A 17,776-nucleotide genomic window follows, 5' to 3' on the forward strand; every position below is an offset into this window, starting at 1 on the left:
TCAAAAACGAACAATTATGATCACTAATTATATAAAAGTTGCTTTCCGAAGTTTATTAAAAAATAAAGGATATAGCTTTTTAAACATTTTTGGATTAGCTATTGGTATTACTTGTGCAAGTCTTATTTTTCTCTGGGTAGAAGATGAAGTAAGTTTCAATAAGGATTTTGCGAGACAAGATCATATCTATTATACACCTACCAATCAGAATTATGAAGAAGAATGGAGAACCTTCTACTCTACTCCAGGTCCTCTTGCTCAGGCAATGAAAAATGAAATTCCTGGTGTTATTAGAGCTACCAGGTCTAGTTCTGAAGAACGACTTTTTACGGTTGGTGATCGTGCTATCAATAGGACTGGAAGATATGCAGACGCCGATTTTCTAGATATTTTTAGTTTAGAATTTATAGAAGGTTCTGTAAAAAGAGCCTTTGAGAATCCAGAGGCCATAGTCGTTACTCAGGAAACAGTTGAATTGCTCTTTGGTAAAAACGAAAAAGTACTCGGAAAAACAGTAAAACTCAATAATAAAGACAATTACCTTATCACTGGAGTTGTAAAAAATTTACCAGAAAATGTTTCCTTTCCATTTGATTGGGTAGCTCCATTTGAGCGTTACAGAAATGGTGCTGAATGGATGACAGAATACGGTAGTAATTTCTCTGATACGTTTGTAGAGTTATCGCCAGAAGCTAACGTAGCCGAAGTGAATGAAAAAGTTAAAGCTCTGATCCCTGCAAAAGATCCTGAAAGTGACACTTACGCTTTTTTACATCCTATGAAAGATTGGTATTTGCGTTCCAAGTTTGAAGGAGGCAAAAAAGTTGGTGGAAAAATTACCTATGTACGCCTATTTTCTCTAATAGCACTGATCATATTATTGATTGCTTGTATTAATTTTATGAACTTATCCACCGCTCGCAGCGAAAAGAGAGCAAATGAAGTAGGTGTTCGAAAAGCTATCGGTTCTAGTCGATCTCGTTTGATTATTCAATTTGTATCAGAATCTATGATGATGGCTTGTTTTGCAGCTATCATAAGTGTGATATTATTGGTAGTATTATTACCGCAGTTTAATCTCCTGATTGATAAAAATCTTGTTCTTGGTTTATCCAAACCTTCTCATATTGGTATATTATTAGTTATTACTGTAGTCTGTGGATTGTTTGCTGGTTTATATCCAGCCTTTTACCTATCCTCTTTTAGACCAGTAGAAGTTTTAAAAGGCATAAAAGTTAAAAGTGGTTCCGCTTCATTTATAAGAAAAGGATTAGTGGTAGGACAATTTACTATTTCCATTGTTTTTATCATCTGTACAATCATCGTATATCAACAAATTCAGCATGCTAAAAATAGAGAGCTAGGATATGATAAAGAACGATTGATTTCTATGCGTGTTAATGATGAAATTATTGACAAGTTTTCTGTAATTCAGCAAGATCTAATTAAAAGCGGATATGCTCATAATGCTGCATTGTGTAATTCTCAAATCCTATCTGGAGGTAATAATGGTTCTGGATTTACCTGGCAAGGAGGTGTTAATACCCAAGATGTTTTGCTATCCTTTAGAAATATAACAGCTAGTTTTTTTGAAACTACAGGCATGGAAATTGTTGAAGGTCGTGGTTTTGGGACAAATGTAGATGCCGATAGCACCAATGTGATGATTTCTCAATCACTAGCTAAACTAATGAATACTGATAATCCAGTAGGTAAAAAGATTAATAGAGGTGATGAATCTTACGAAATCATAGGAGTTGTTAAGGATTATCTCTACGATGATATGTTCGATACCAGTGATCCGGTATTGTTTATAAACAACCCAAATTTTGCAAGATATATGTATATCAAAACAAAACAGGGCACGCCAATTGATCAGGCAATATCCGGAATAGGAGAAGTACTGAAAAAGCACAATCCTGCTTTCCCATTCGAATATACTTTTGTGGATGAAGCTTTTGATGCTAAATTTAAAAGTGAGCAACTTATCGGTGAGCTATCTAGAATCTTTGCTTTGTTGGCAATTTTTATATCCTGTTTAGGACTTTTTGGATTAGCAGCATATACCGCAGAACAGCGAAGCAAAGAGATAGGAGTACGAAAAGTATTAGGTGCCAGTGTAACCGGTATTGTAAAATTACTATCCAAAGATTTTCTAAAATTAGTCTGCATTGCCATTGTATTAGCAGTACCCTTAGCTTGGTTCTTTATGAACAACTGGTTACAAGACTATGCTTATCGTATAGAAATTAATTGGATAGTGTTTGTCATCGCAGGAATTGTCGCAATTCTCATTGCATTAGCAACTGTAAGTTTTCAAGCTGTTAAAGCGGCAATAGCCAACCCTATTAACAGTCTAAAAACCGAGTAATAAAAACTAACATTATGATCCAGAATTATTTTAAAATAGCATGGAGAAACATCTTAAAAAACAAGGTGTTTTCTTTTATTAATGTTATTGGACTTACTATTGGTCTAAGTGCTTCTTTTGTAATAGGTCTTATGATTTATTATGATTATACTTTTGATGATTTTCATAAGGATGGAGATCGAATTTATCGAGTGGTCACAAATTTTAAAAACCCAGAAGGTGAATTTTATAATTCTGGAGTTACTATAGCTTTAGAAGATGCTATTCGCGAAAATTCAAACTTTGAAATGGTGAATGGTTTTTATAGCGAAAGACCCGCAAAAGTAGAAAACAAAGAAAATGATCTTACGCTGAAGTGGCCCAATTTTGTGATTTTTACAGAGCAAAATTATTTTGATATGTTTCAATATGAATTCTTAGCAGGAAATACAGATGAAATATTATCACAACCTAATCAAGTTATTCTAACAAAGACAAGAGCTTTGGAGTATTTTCCAAAACTAAAACCCACTGAGATTATTGGTAAAACTTTGATTTATAATGACTCAATTCCTATTACTGTTTCTGGAGTAGTTGAAAATTTTGCAAGACGCACTGATTTAGTATTTCAGGAATTTATATCACGTCCTACCCTATTACAAACCCGACTTAGAGAAAACATCTTAGAAAAAAACTGGAATAGTACTAACTCTGCTTCACAGCTATATGTAAAGGTTAATAAGAATGCAAGTCTTGATCAGATTCAAAAAGATTTTGATGCATTAGCCGAGGCACATATAGATGAAGAAGTAGCACAATATGGACAAACAAGACAATATGTTTTACAACCACTTAGAGAGATTCACTTTGATGATCGTTATGGTATCTATGATTGGACACGTACTCAGGCAAGTAAATCTTTGCTACGAAACCTCGCGTTAGTAGCCTTATTTCTTTTACTATTGGGGTGTATTAATTTCATTAATCTTAATACAGCGCAAGCCACACAGCGAGCTAAAGAAATTGGAATACGAAAAACACTGGGTAGTTCTCGCAAACAAATTATTAAACAATTTATGGGAGAAACCTTTATACTAGTGATGTTATCTGCAATCATTTCTATAGCATGTACTAGTTGGTTAATCAAGTTATTCTCAGACTTTGTTCCCGAAAATTTGGAATTCGAGCTTATAGGAACTCCAATAATCATATTTGGTATTGCGATCGTATTGATGGTCGTTACTTTCTTAGCTGGTTTTTATCCTGCCTTGGTACTATCAAAATTCAATACGGTTTCTGTTTTAAAAAATCATTTAGGTATTGGCGAAAAGAAAGTAGGACTCAGAAAGTTTCTAACCGTTTTTCAATTTACCATAGCTCAGGTTTTTATAATTGGAACCTTGCTAGTTAGCAAACAAATTAATTATGTATTAAGCAAAGACATGGGCTTTAAAACCGAGGCCGTAGTCTCCGTTTATAGTCCGCGTAGCGAAAGAGAGCTTTCTAAGAAAGAAATATATGCACAAAAACTAAAAGCAATACCACAAATAAAAACCATTAGCCTTGGAGGAGTACCGCCAGCATCAAGAAATACGAACATTTCTAACACTACAGTGCATAATGGAAAAACAGAAGTGAAATCTGAATTACACTTCATTTTTGGAGATACTGATTATCTAGATCTATTCGAGCTACAGTTATTGGCTGGTCGTGTTTACAAGAATGATACGATACGAGAAATTGTTATCAATGAAACTGCTCGAAAAATATATGGCTTTGAAACTCCGGAAGAGGCACTGGGAACTATTGTGGATTTTGGAGATGAAAAAATTCCTATCGTAGGAGTGATGGGAGATTTTCATCAACGCTCTTTAAAATCTGACATAAGTCCAATGGGATTGATTGGAGATTGGTATAGACCAAATTTTAGTAGATTTCAGGCAGTACATATTGCTTTTCAAAACAATACCGAAGAAGGGTTAACACCTGTTCTATCTAAAATTGAATCCGCTTATAAATCTGTTTATACAGAGATTGATGATTATCGTATCGAATTTATGGATGAAACCATTGCTAAGTTTTACAATAGAGAAAAGAATATTTCTAAGTTGCTAAATTGGGCAACAGGCTTATCTATTTTAATAAGTTGTTTAGGATTGTTAGGACTCGTTATTTATACTACCAACAGACGTATCAAAGAAATTGGAGTACGTAAAGTCTTAGGAGCATCTCTACTGCAAATTAATACTATCTTATGCAAAGAATTTCTAGTATTGGTAGCTGTTGCTTTTGTTATCGCAGCACCTATAGCATGGTATGGGATACAAAATTGGCTAAATGATTTTGCTTATAGAACTAATATTAGCGTATGGATATTTCTTCTTGGAGGTAGTGCGATGATTCTTTTAGCACTTATGGTGATTAGTGCTAAAACCTTGCAAGCTGCTAATGCAAATCCAATTGATTCTTTACGATCAGAATAACAAGGATTGTAAAGTGTTCGATTTTGAACAAAAAGTGTATCAAAACCGAACACTTTTTATTTCAAAAATAATTTTAAAACACTGATTTTCAGTGTTTTATTTTTTTGGCATCATCTTCACTATATACATACCAAATTCAACAATCAAAATAAAATCAACACCGTGATCAGAAATTATCTTAAAATAGCGTGGAGAAATCTCATTAAGAATAAAGGGATTACTTTTATTAATACCGTTGGACTTTCGTTAGGAATATGTTGCTTTATTCTTATTGCATTATTTGTGACGGATGAAATAAGTTATGATCGGTTTCACGAAAAAGCGGATCAAATTTATAGAATCAATTCTGATATCCTCTTTGGCGGTACCGAAATGCATATGGCTGTGAGTTCTGATCCGATGGGAGCTACACTAAAAAAGGATTATCCTGAAGTAGAGGAATATACCCGAATATACGCTTCTGAAGGATCAAAACTAATCCGAAAAGGAACGGAACTTATTGATGAATATGCCATTGCGTATGTGGATTCGACTTTTTTTAATGTATTTACCTTTCCAGCTTTAAAAGGAAACCCGAAAATAGCATTGAAAGCACCTAATACGGTTGTTTTATCTGAAAAAGCAGCAATAAAGTATTTTAATGGTGTAGATACAGCTATTGGAGAAGCATTAGAAGTAAATAATACTTTGTATAAGGTTACTGCTATTATTGAAGACATGCCTAAAAACTCACATTTTCATCTAGATGTTTTACTATCTATGGCTAATGTGGATTATAACTTTGGAGATTACCTAAGTCATAATTTCCACACCTATATTGTACTAAAAGAAGGTGCTGATTATAAAAAGTTTAATAACAATTTTAGAGAAGTAATTGCAAAATATTCCTTACCGCAGATATCTCAGTTCACTAATATTAAAAGTATAGAAGATATAGAAAGTTCTGGTAATAAATTAGAATATTCTTTAATTCCTCTTACTGATATTCACTTGCATTCAACTCAAAATATAGAACTCAGTACTAATGGTTCGATAAAGTATGTATACATTTTTTCTGCAGTAGCGCTGTTTATTCTACTTATTGCATGTACCAATTTTATGAATCTTACTACAGCTAGATCTTCTGGTAGAGCAAAGGAAGTTGGTATTCGTAAAGTATTAGGTACAGAGAAAAAATCTTTGGTATTACAGTTTTTAAGCGAATCTACACTGATCGTAGTACTAGCGCATAGTATCGCTATTATATTTGTATTTCTTTCTTTGGAGTGGTTTAATAACGTCTCTGGCAAGGAAATTTCCATAAAAGCATTACTACAACCACAATTTCTGATTTTCTTAATTTTATTACCTTTTGTAGTGGGACCTCTAGCAGGTATTTATCCAGCATTTTTCCTTTCTAAATTTCAACCGATAAGTGTATTAAAAGGAACTCTATCTAAAGGAGGCAATAAAAACAGCCTGAGAAATTTCTTAGTTATTTTTCAGTTCACCACCTCTATTATATTGATCATCGGTACCATTGTTGTCTACCAACAATTAAATCATATCCAGACTACAGATGTAGGGTTTAACAAGGATCAAGTACTGATCGTAGATAATTCTGGATTAACGAACGAAACAAGAAAGTCTTTAAAATCAGAAATCGAACAATTTCCAGAAGTAAAATCAGCATCATTTGCAGGATATATTCCAGTATCTCAATCTGCTAGATCGGATACCACCTTTAATACTGGAAGTGTAAACACCGCAGATAATGGTTTTAATATGCAGTATTGGAGAGCAGATTACGAATATATAGAAACGATGGGCATGGAACTTATTGCAGGTAGAAACTTCTCTCGTTCTTTTGGAACAGATTCCACAGCCATTATCATCAATGAAAAAGCGGTTGCTTTAACTGGTTTTGATGATCCAATCGGCAAGAAGCTTTATAAAACTATTGGTAAAGACGACAAGATTGTATACACGATTATCGGAGTAGTAAAAAACTTTAATTTCGAGTCTTTACGACAAGATGTTGGTCCTTTAAGTCTTAGACTAGGAGATAATAGTTGGAGAACTGCCTATCGATTTAATACAGGAGATGTAGAAGGTTTTATTAGCAAAATTCGTAATAAATATGAAGCTGTTTCTTCCGAACTATCATTTACCTATAGCTTTTTAGATGATTCCTATCTTGATATGTATCAACAAGAAAAAAGAATTGGAACAATTGCTTTAATTTTTACGGTACTTGCTGTGATTATAGCAGCGTTAGGATTGTTTGGATTAGCCACCTATATCGCAGAACAACGTACCAAAGAAATTGGAATTCGTAAGGTTTTAGGAGCTTCTACAGCGATTATCGTAAAGATACTATCCAAAGATTTTATCAAACTAATTGTATTTGCCTTTTGCATCGCCACACCAATTGCATGGTGGTTCATGAGCAGTTGGTTACGAGATTTTGCTTTCAGAATTCAACTTAATTGGTGGGTTTTTGCCCTTACAGGAATCATCACCCTACTGGTAGCTATTATTACGCTAAGCTTTCAGACGATTAGAGCAGCCGTTGCAAACCCTATTAAAAGTTTAAAAACAGAATAAAAAATAATATCATCATTTCAATCAAATAAAACGAACATTAAAAACTCATTCATCATGAAACATTTAAAATACTTATTAGCACTTGTAGCCTTAACTATCGCTCAATTGTTAGCTGGACAAACAAAGAAAAACGTTGCTGATTTTGATAAAGTAATCATTAGCCCACACATTCAGGCAAGATTTGTAGAAAGTAGCGAAGCCTCTGTAATTATAGAAGAAAGTACAGAACCAAACGATAAGATTAATATTGAAGTAAACGGAAAAACACTACGTGTATATCTAGATGGTGCCAAAGAAACTACAAAACATAAGGTTGTTGTAAAAAATGGTATCGAGCGAAAAGTACCGATCTATAAAGGAAGAGTATTAACCATTACCGTGAACTATAAAGACCTGGAATCACTTTCTGTTCGTGGTGAACAAGACGCTACCTGTGAAAGTAAATTAGATTCAGAATCTTTTAGACTAAAAGTTTTTGGAGAGTCTAGAATTACCTTAAACGAAGTAGATTTAAAATATTTAGATGCAGATATTTTTGGAGCTAGTACCTTAACGATCAAAAAAGGAAGTATCGAAAATCAAAAAATCACGGCTTTTGGAGAAAGTTTTTCGGATCTTATTGCAGTAGACAACAAGAACACTAAAATCAAAGCTTTTGGAGAAGCAGAATTTAAAATTAATTCTTCTAATCGTATTAAGCTTACTGCTTTTGGAGAAGCAAAACTATATTATAAAGGAGATGCTAGTATCCATAAGGGATTAAATATTGGAGAAGTAGAAATTTCTGAAATTCAATAATATCATGATCGAAAAAATGAATTCAATTTCCGAAAATTATGTCTGTCTGAGACATGAAAACTCTAGGGTTTTTAATACCATTAGACCCAGACGCATCTCTCAGAAGACTTATAGAAAATTACACTAGCTAATTTTTTATAGCAACTAAGTAAACAACATAGATAATCATCATCAAAAAATAATTATGATTTTACGACTTAACAACGCTTCTAGAGTAATTAGTTCTGGAGGAAAGAAAATAGCATTACTAGACAACATCGACTTAGCAGTAAAAGAAGGAGAGTTTATTTCTCTAATGGGACCATCAGGTTCGGGAAAATCTACTTTACTTAATTGCATTGGGATGTTAGATAGTTTTACTGCTGGGAATTACACCTTTTTAGACGAAGAGGTGCATACGCTAAAAGAAAAACAACGTTCTAAATTATATAAAGAATATATAGGATTTGTTTTTCAGGCGTATCATCTGATCGATGAGCTTAATGTGTATGAAAATATCGAAACTCCCCTACTCTATAAAAATGTAAAGTCGTCAGAACGTAAAGCTTTAGTAGCTGATATGCTAGACCGATTTAATATCGTAGGTAAAAAAGATCTGTTTCCAGCACAATTAAGTGGTGGTCAGCAGCAGTTGGTAGGTATTGCAAGAGCATTGATTAGCAAACCGAAACTTATTTTGGCAGATGAACCTACTGGAAACCTCAACTCTAAACAAAGTACAGAAATCATGGAATTATTTTCTGAGTTAAACAAAGATGGTGTAACGATTATACAAGCCACTCACTCAGAGAAAAACTCTTCCTATGGTTCTAGAATTATTAATTTATTAGACGGACGAATCGTCAGCGAATAATCCAACAATCACATGTCACTGAAATCAATTATTTATATCAGTGCTTTTCTTTTATCTTTTACAGGATTTACACAAAGAAAAGACACAGAGAAGTACTCTCTTGACCAATGTATAGCTATGGCTTTAGAAAATAATCTAGATCTAAAGTCTACTACATTGCGCGCCAATACTGCGCTCATTAATCATAGACAAGCAAAAGCGAATATACTTCCAAGCCTAAATGGTAATTACAATATAGGAGTAAATAATGGTAGAAGTATTGATCCTTTTACGAATGATTTTATCAATCAAGAGCTTACGTTTTCTAATGCAAGATTAAACCTGGATGCTACGATTTTTAATGGTTTTCGGATATTAAATACCGTAAAACAGCAACGCTATAATCGATTAGCTTCTGAAATGGAAATCGAAGAAGCGAAGCAGACGCTTATTCTTAATGTGACCTTGGCATATCTGCAGGTACTCAACCAAACGGATGTTTTAACGCTGGCCAAAGACCGATTAGTTGCTACGAATAAACAATTAAAACAACAAGAAGATCTCTATAACGAAGAGTTTGGGAATCCAGCGGATTTCGCAGATATCAAAGGACAAAAAACCATTGATGAAACTAATATTCTGATAGCAGAAAGTAGCTTAAATAATGCAAAACTAAGTCTGGCACAATTACTAAATACAGATGCTAATATTACGGCTGATAAGGCATCTATCCTCTTAGATTTTAAAGAGTATACCCTAAGTTCTGATGATGTGTTTAAAGATGCCATGCAAAACCTAGCCACATTTAAAGCACAAGAACTAAGAGTAAAAGCTGCGAAAAAAGGAGTTCAGGTGGCAAGAGCGCAATACATACCAGAGATTTCATTCTTTGGGCAGATAAACACCAATTATTCTAGTGTGGCAGAAACTTTTACCGAAACTGGATCTGAAATTGTAGAAACTGGTGACTTTGTAACCGTTAATAACGAACAACTTTCTGTATTTACTGATCAAACGCAGTTTAGAGGAGAAAGTATTGACTACTTAGATCAGTTTGATAACAACCTAAATACAGTGGTAGGGATTGCCGTAGATATTCCACTTTTTAATGGATTTAGAGCAAAAAACAATGTGGCGCTGGAAAAAATCAGAGCTGAAGAATCACTCATCGAATTAGAGAGAACATCACAACAAGTAAAAAATGCAATTGATCAGGTACATTTTGATATGCAAACTGCTTATGATCGCTATCAAAGTTTACAGAACCAGGTAACTGCTTTTGAAGAATCCTATCGTGTAAACGAAATACGCTTTAATAATGGCGTATCTAATTTTATCGCTTACATCACTAGTAAAAATAATCTAGATAATGCCAGAACCAATCTTACCAATGCACAATATGAATATTTATTACGGGTAAAAGTATTAGAGTTTTATCGTGGAAATGCATTGTAAATAGAATGCTTTTAAAATTCGATGCCGCTAGTTTGTAACTAGTGGCTTTTCTTTAGTATTTAACAATAAAACTCATCAAAACAATATTCTCCTTTTATGAGATATATTTTTATATTATTCTGAAATAAATATTGAAAAAGGAAAACCATATAATACATCAACTGATTTCCCTTGTAACTCTCCTGTTTGTAAAGTAGGAATTGCATATAATATTCGGGTAATCTCATTTACAATAAAAGGATCATCATGCAAAACAAAAACGTCTGTAATCTCTCCTTTGTGAGATACTTTAAACTTACTTAATATGAGATGCCATCCTGGTTTCAGATTTGCATATTCTATTACATTTCGATCAAAATTACTATTTACAAAACTTTTAAAATAAGAAGAAAAACACTTTTTTAATTCTTCATTATCCTTAAGATGTTGGCAATCCGTAGGTGCTGGATATCTATCTAATTCCCTATCTGTAGTGATATCTTCTTGCTTTATTATTTCATTTGATTGATTCATATTATGATAAGTGATATCGGTAATTACAGAATCTAAACGAGCGTTATCCCTTATTTTTCTATTTACAATCGAATGTCCAAGAATCGCATCAAAATGATTATTCTTTTTGATCATTTGTTTATACCAAGCTTTTGCAACACCATACTCCCCATTAAGCTCACAAGCCCAAGCAAGATGATATGTTATTTTATCATCATTCGGATCATCTTCCTGATAGGTATAAAAATCTGCTTTGGCATTTTCAAATTCTCCTCGTGACATATAGATAAGAGCTCGTTGAAAAAGATGTTCTTTCTTATGCTTTCCTTTTCTTATTTTCTTAGATATTGTTTTAAAATATTTTTCGTCAACATTATATCTAACATTGATCAATTTTTTGGCTCTTTGAGCACTTACATACCAATAATAGGGTTGACATTCATTCACGAAATATTCTTGATGTCCAGCAATAAAAGCATTAAGGTTTTTAGGATTTATTTTGTAATCTGAGGTATAAGATTCATCATTTCTAACGGCAAATTTTTCCTGTAAGAGAATTTCTTTATGTTCTGTTTTATATGACTTCATTTTTTTACTTAAACATTGTTCTAATATAGAATTACCTTTATGTAATCTTCCATTCTTAAATTGTTCATCCAAACAGTAGCAAATATCATTTTTCAAAACATCTTGTATATCCTGTGCAGAAAGTATATTGGAAATCAATACCAGTATGCAAACAATGTATTTTCTTATTCTCATGTGATACTATATCGTTTATAGAAAAGATGACTTTTTATCCTTAAGATCCTGATGATAATTTTTTGAGCTTCGCTCGCCAACGTTGTTTTACTTTAGCATAGGAATACTCTTCTAATTCATATAGCTCTTGATCTACTTTTAGTAACCAATCGCTACTTGGTTCTGCCAACGTACCATTAAATGTTTCTTGATCATACTTTCTTTGATACGCCTTGCATTCTTTCCAATAGGTAGTATATACATTTTGATAAGCATTAAAGTCTTTAATCTTCTTTTCTTTTAGCTTTTCAAAAGCTTTTCTCATTTTTCTGGCAAATAGTTCTCCAATATTAAAATGATTCTGTTCATGAGCCAATAACTGTTTGTCATTTTTTTTGCCTAGCCATGACTTATTCTTATAAAAATAGGTGGCAAGATTCATTTTTAGGTAATTAGCAATCTGATTATTTTCGTCTACCAAGACTTCTTTGGGTAAGATCTCTATTTTATAGGTAGTTAAACCATTCCTAGTATCATAAGGATCTACTTCTTTTACGATTCTAAAATCTTCCGGCTCTAAAAACACTCCTTTTTCCCATAGAATGATATCATCACCAACTTTAATATCTTTTTGACCAAGTATTACCATTGGAAATAACAGTAGTATATATTGTATTTTATTCATGTGTAGTTCTTTTTATGTAATAAAACCAGTTACATCTTAATACCATATAATGTAACTGGTTTTATCTTTATCTAATATCTATAATTGCCTTACAAACTATGTCGGCACCCGAAAGATTCGGGCGCGAGCGAGGGGACGACGCTCGCGCAAGCTATCTGGAAATTCCAAATTTCTTTTTATAATTTCTTCTTAACTCCTCTAAATTTAATTCTTTATTCTCATTATAAAATTTTATAAACCTTTCATATGATAAATTGGTTAAATAAGAGGGTATTTCGATTTTGCCTGATTTAAAATTCGAAAAATAATTATCAATTAAAATAAGAGCGGATTCCGATTTTGTCAATAAATCCAAATCACCAATTGTTGATAAATAAGGATTCTTAGTTTTGATCCAATTACAAAACTCCTTATCCTCATTTCTATATTTTAATAAATAATCAATGATTTTTATATCTGAACTATAGAACTTTCGAACCGAATTTTTATAAATATTAAACCTCATCTCATGTTCCTTTTCGTTGATATTATAATGCTCATAATACAAGTCATCACCAATTTCATCTTTTATTAAAACATAATTATATGATAAATCGTTTAAAATAGAATCATAATCTTCTGAACAACTAATATTAAAGATTATAATTAAGTATATTATTGTGTTTTTCATTTTTATGGTTTTTTTCTAAAATATATTCTACTTGGATATGTTTTTCCATTAGGTGCTACAAAAGTAGGAGTAAGAGCTCCATAACTAGATGGAATATCTCTCGGATGATGCTTGTATCTAGCTGATTTACCCCATTTACTTTCAACCTCGATTGTATTACCATATTGATCTATCGCAGTAACTATAGCAGAATGCGTCGGTATAATAGTTTGAGATTTGATATCCCATTGGTAATAAATTAACCTATCCCCAACTTGATTAGGATCGTTAAAATTTAAAGGTTTATACCCCCCAGTATTATTAAGAGGATCATTATCCCATTTTGTAATTCCAGCAAGAACCAATTTTTTATTAGAAGGATCCATAGGATCCCCTTTAGAATTGCACCAAGCGAAAGAATGACAGTTATAAGCATTCACATTTATATTACCATTCTTATCAAAAAAAGGTGTGGGTGGACCTGTTTGCTTCTTTCCCTTATAATTTTGGCCAATTGGCTTATCTCCATCAGAATCAAAGTTAGAACGTATACTATCCCATTCTTTACTAGATATATTATGATTCAATTCTCCTTCATCAAGCCATTTAAATTTTCTTCCTTTTTTAGAATTATTATCAACAGATTGAATACTCACCAAAAATTCCATAACCCCCATAGCTTCACTAACCTGAGAAGACGCATAATCATAAGGTGTATAACCTCCATATCCAGAACCACCCATAGCTCTTCTTTCCTGTACACCTATATGTCTACCCTCAGAAAATATCTGATCATCCATGTGACTGTACTCACTATTCCCTCCAGATGGATCTGCATATACTATCGGATTATTATCAAACGCATTATACGGAGATAATCCATGATGCACTACAGGATCGATACGATTCCATCTGGCAATGGCTGGATCGTAAGAACGTAAGGGCATTTCATACCAGTTAAGTCCAAGCTCTTCGGTAAGTTCTGTCCCATTATACTTATAGTTATGTTCCTGTCCTGTAATCTGGCTATTATAGCCCTTATGTTCTAATCCAAAAGGATAGTAGCTATTCTCCTGTAAAATCTCATGGGCATAATCCCCATCACCATCCAGATCGCTAGTATCATTTCTAAGAACGTCTATCTGACCATCATGATCCTTATCAGAGTAGTTTAATCTGTTATTACCAAGGTGGTCTTTATATTGGTAAATATAAGTAAAAGTTCCATCACTTTCGGGTTCTATATACCCTTCTGAGTGATGAAAAAGTTTTAACTGCCCATTTTCATATACATAGTTACCTGCGTAATCGGTTTCTGTATAGACGTCATCCGTTCCATATACTCCCGTATTCTTTTTTAATTTTGCTCCAGTTGCGTCATATGTATACCATATTTCTCCACTATCAGCATTATCAAACTCTATAAAAGTAGGTAAGTCCAAATGATTGTATTGTATACTGGTAATTCCTTTATTACGATCTAAGGTAATATTACCGTTAACATCATACACATAATCATCATTGGTATTCGTACCGTCTTTAAAGCCGTAATTATCATCTCCATAATCAATAACTTTGCTTAATTTGTTACCCGAGTCGTAACTATATACCAGATTATCCATATCCCAATAGTTACTACTATTCTTCCATCCATGACGTTTTAGCGTCTTTAAATTTCCATTTTTATCGTAGGAAACATTAGATAAACTATAGCGATTGGCATTATCTACTGCCCTAGTTAATCTATTTAAATGATCATAGCTATATCGATACCATCTCAGCACATTATCTGTCGCAGATTTCCATTCTATTTCGGCAATATTACCGTTGTATAATGCTGTGCCACCATGAGTTGGTGTATTGTAGTTTACTTTATAAGCAAACAAATCATCTCCAAGAGCATTAGGATCATTGATTTTGGTCATCCATCCTCTTACATTATACGTATAATCCACCGTTTGTAAAGGTGCTTGCTCTGCATTTCCTACTTTTTTCTGTACTACCTGCCCTAAATCATCATATATCAACTGAGATAACAATTCTTCTGCCTGGTTATTGATTTGCTGTTTTTGGGTAAGCAAACGGCCCATATGATCATAGGTAAACCTATCTATAGTGACTATGGCAGTATTACTACCTTTTGTATGTGTTGTTTTTACCTCTATAGCTTTACCTACAAAATCGAGTTTTGTTTCTGTTTTATCAATAGTGTTTAAATACCTATTTCTACTTCCTGCCCAGATTACTCTACCTCTATCATCATAAGCATTTACCGTAGTAATCCAATTATTAGTTCCTAATACACGTACTTTAGAACCCGTAGCCAAACCTTTGGTCTGATTGGTGGTAGCTACTCCGTATATGGTAGCTGGTTTGTTCATTCCATCTCTATCAAAAGTATAATCATCATAGTAGTGGATGGTATAAATTTTACTAATCCCAATAGGTTTTGCATCATTACTATAATATAGGGTTGTTCCTGCTAAAGTAACAGCATTTTCAAGTTTTGTTTCGTATTGCTGATCACTATTATCCAAAACCTGTTCCATATACTCTCGATTTCCTTCATTGAATATTATTCCTGTATAAGCCACTCTACCAAATGCATCATATTTGGTAAATGACCATTCGTCTCGGGCACGTTGTTTTGCATCCTGTGTCATTACAGGTTGGTCTAATTTATTATAGACAATATATTCCCAACCTTTTTCTGGTATTTTCTTTTCGATCAATCGGTTTTGGTTATCGTACTTATATTGGTAACACAGCTCACTAAGCTCTGTAGCCGACACACCATTATCTACAGTTACCTTGGGCGGAATAACATACGTAAGATTTCCAAAATCATCATATACATTATAGGTATCATGGGCAGCTCCATTGTTATACGCTCTGCTTAGTACTACATTCCCGTTTTTATCGGTAAAGGTTTCAGCAGTTTTGTTTTTACCATCTGCTACAATCCAATTTTCGTTTTTGGTGATGTTTTTAGTTAACTGTCCTGCGGCATAGTTTCCATTAGCTACCAATGTTGGTTTCTGGCTATCTCCATTTTGCATTGCCACATCAAAACGTTTTACCTCACTACCTGTATTGAGTCCGTAAGATGCCTTGGTAGTAGTATTAGTGGAATACACCTCATCATATCCTGTAAGTACTTGTAGTTGGTTTAGATTATGATCACTGCTTGTATTGATTCCTGCGGTAATCAATCTCGGGTTTTGATTAATTGCCTCTACAGCAAAGTAGTTATCTTCTATATATACTTTGTAATCCATATTATTACCAGAAGCATCTTTGATATACCCTAAATCCAAATATTCAATCGCTGGTGTAATATCTAGTTTACGCAACTTACCTGTTGGTAATCTTTGTAGACCATCACTAGACGTACTTTTGATTCTAAGTTTTAGTTTACCTGCATTAAAATAAATCCACACATAACTATTACTAAATAGTGGATTAATTACTGCCTCTTCATTAGGAGGTGTCCCTTGTCCAGGAACATAAAAAACACCTTTGGCAGCCCACGCCTTACTAAAAGTAACATCGGTAGGGTATGATGCATACACTGGATTTTTATACTGGATATTTTTTTCATCATATCCCCAAGGGCCTCCTGGTGCTGCCTGCTCCATCACTCGGTTTGCAGGAGAAGCTTCTGTAATCGTTTGGCTATAAGGATTTAGTGTATTTTCATATTTTGGTGTATTATAAAATGCTTGTAACTCGGCTAAGGCATCGGTATGTATAGCACCTTGTGCTGTATTATCTGATGCATAGGACAAATAGGATTTGGTTTGTTTTCCAAAATCGTCATACTCATAATGAGATATAATATCCTTAGGCTTGGTCTGTTGGATTAGTTCTGTAACTGGCACTCCATTTCCATCAATCTTTGTCAATACAGGATTCCAAAAGTATTGACGTACACTGATATCAGTTGAATAGTACAGGTAATTTCTAAATCTAGAAGTGGTTGTATTACTTCTCCATTTAAAATCATTTCCTGACTTTACTTTAGTTCCATTGATATCATACATACCGCTAACACCAGAATTACCACCACTATAGGTATATGGGTGTATGACTCCAACTAATAAATACCATTGGTTCAGATTAGGTGTATCACCTACGACAAAGTACGGGTTGTTATTAGCACTTCCACTAAGGTTATTCACATTTTGTGTACCATGATAAGTACTTCCATCCTGTGATCCTGTACGCTTTACCCAAACGGTATATCGATACGCAACATTTTTATCTACAGGGATGTAATCTGTATTCCATCCACCATCTGCATCTCTATTCGGATCATTTCCACATCTCCATAAAAGGGATTGTTCTCCAAAAGGATTGCTACCAAATATTCTTTGGTTATCAGAAGATTGACCGTTTAAATTAAACAAAGGGGTAGCTCCTGTACCTGCTTTCCAATCATTTGTCCAATCCAAGATATTCGTACCTTGTTGTTGTCCTCCTGCGCGTACTGCCACCGTTTGTTTCGTTCTACCCAATCCATCCGAGTATGCTACCGTAACAATTTGATCACTTTCTAATACCTGAGCTTGTTGTCCTTCTTTTACTTCGGTTTGATATACCGTAGTTTTTACATAATTTTCTGTTGGTGTCTGCGCACTTACTATCGTAGCTACTAATACAGCAACTACACTTACGATTTTTTGTAATGTCTTCATCTTTGTAC

General features: G+C 33.6%; 10 protein-coding genes. 6 read left to right on the top strand and 4 right to left on the bottom strand.

Features of this window, described 5'->3' with window-relative positions; translation table 11 throughout:
* Positions 1-16 precede the first annotated feature (16 nt).
* From ACWNT5_RS11690 to ACWNT5_RS11715, 6 genes are all read left to right on the top strand, one after another.
* Positions 17-2,371 (top strand): ABC transporter permease, encoded by a 2,355-nt coding sequence (locus tag ACWNT5_RS11690; RefSeq protein WP_456517422.1) that lies wholly within the window; start codon positions 17-19, stop codon positions 2,369-2,371.
* A 14-nt stretch (positions 2,372-2,385) separates the two neighbouring features.
* A complete protein-coding gene (locus ACWNT5_RS11695) occupies positions 2,386-4,833 on the top strand; it encodes an ABC transporter permease (protein WP_456517423.1) in 2,448 nt (815 codons plus the stop codon).
* A 162-nt stretch (positions 4,834-4,995) separates the two neighbouring features.
* Entirely contained in the window at positions 4,996-7,419 is a 2,424-nt protein-coding gene (locus tag ACWNT5_RS11700) for an ABC transporter permease (RefSeq protein WP_456517424.1), read from the top strand.
* A 54-nt stretch (positions 7,420-7,473) separates the two neighbouring features.
* Positions 7,474-8,217, top strand: coding sequence for a GIN domain-containing protein (locus ACWNT5_RS11705; RefSeq protein ID WP_299607403.1), 744 nt, complete (start codon positions 7,474-7,476; stop codon positions 8,215-8,217).
* Between the two features lie 184 nt (positions 8,218-8,401).
* A complete protein-coding gene (locus ACWNT5_RS11710; RefSeq protein WP_299607405.1) occupies positions 8,402-9,070 on the top strand; it encodes an ABC transporter ATP-binding protein in 669 nt (222 codons plus the stop codon).
* Between the two features lie 12 nt (positions 9,071-9,082).
* Positions 9,083-10,504 (top strand): TolC family protein, encoded by a 1,422-nt coding sequence (locus ACWNT5_RS11715; RefSeq protein WP_299607407.1) that lies wholly within the window; start codon positions 9,083-9,085, stop codon positions 10,502-10,504.
* 114 nt (positions 10,505-10,618) lie between these two features.
* Here the strand turns inward: ACWNT5_RS11715 and ACWNT5_RS11720 are convergent, their stop codons facing one another.
* The 4 genes from ACWNT5_RS11720 to ACWNT5_RS11735 all read right to left on the bottom strand — a co-directional run bounded on the left by ACWNT5_RS11720 (position 10,619) and on the right by ACWNT5_RS11735 (position 17,768).
* Positions 10,619-11,758: a tetratricopeptide repeat protein gene (locus ACWNT5_RS11720; protein WP_299607408.1), complete on the bottom strand. Its 1,140-nt coding sequence runs from the start codon at positions 11,756-11,758 to the stop codon at positions 10,619-10,621.
* Positions 11,759-11,798: 40 nt separating this feature from the next.
* Positions 11,799-12,422 carry a DUF922 domain-containing protein gene (locus tag ACWNT5_RS11725; RefSeq protein ID WP_456517425.1) on the bottom strand — a complete coding sequence of 208 codons (624 nt, stop codon included), beginning with the start codon at positions 12,420-12,422 and terminating at the stop codon, positions 11,799-11,801.
* 151 nt (positions 12,423-12,573) lie between these two features.
* Positions 12,574-13,092, bottom strand: a complete 519-nt coding sequence (locus ACWNT5_RS11730) for a hypothetical protein (protein ID WP_299607411.1) — start codon at positions 13,090-13,092, stop codon at positions 12,574-12,576.
* 2 nt (positions 13,093-13,094) lie between these two features.
* Positions 13,095-17,768: a DUF6443 domain-containing protein gene (locus tag ACWNT5_RS11735; RefSeq protein ID WP_456517426.1), complete on the bottom strand. Its 4,674-nt coding sequence runs from the start codon at positions 17,766-17,768 to the stop codon at positions 13,095-13,097.
* Positions 17,769-17,776: the final 8 nt, after the last annotated feature.

This window comes from Aquimarina sp. 433 (genome assembly GCF_054054605.1).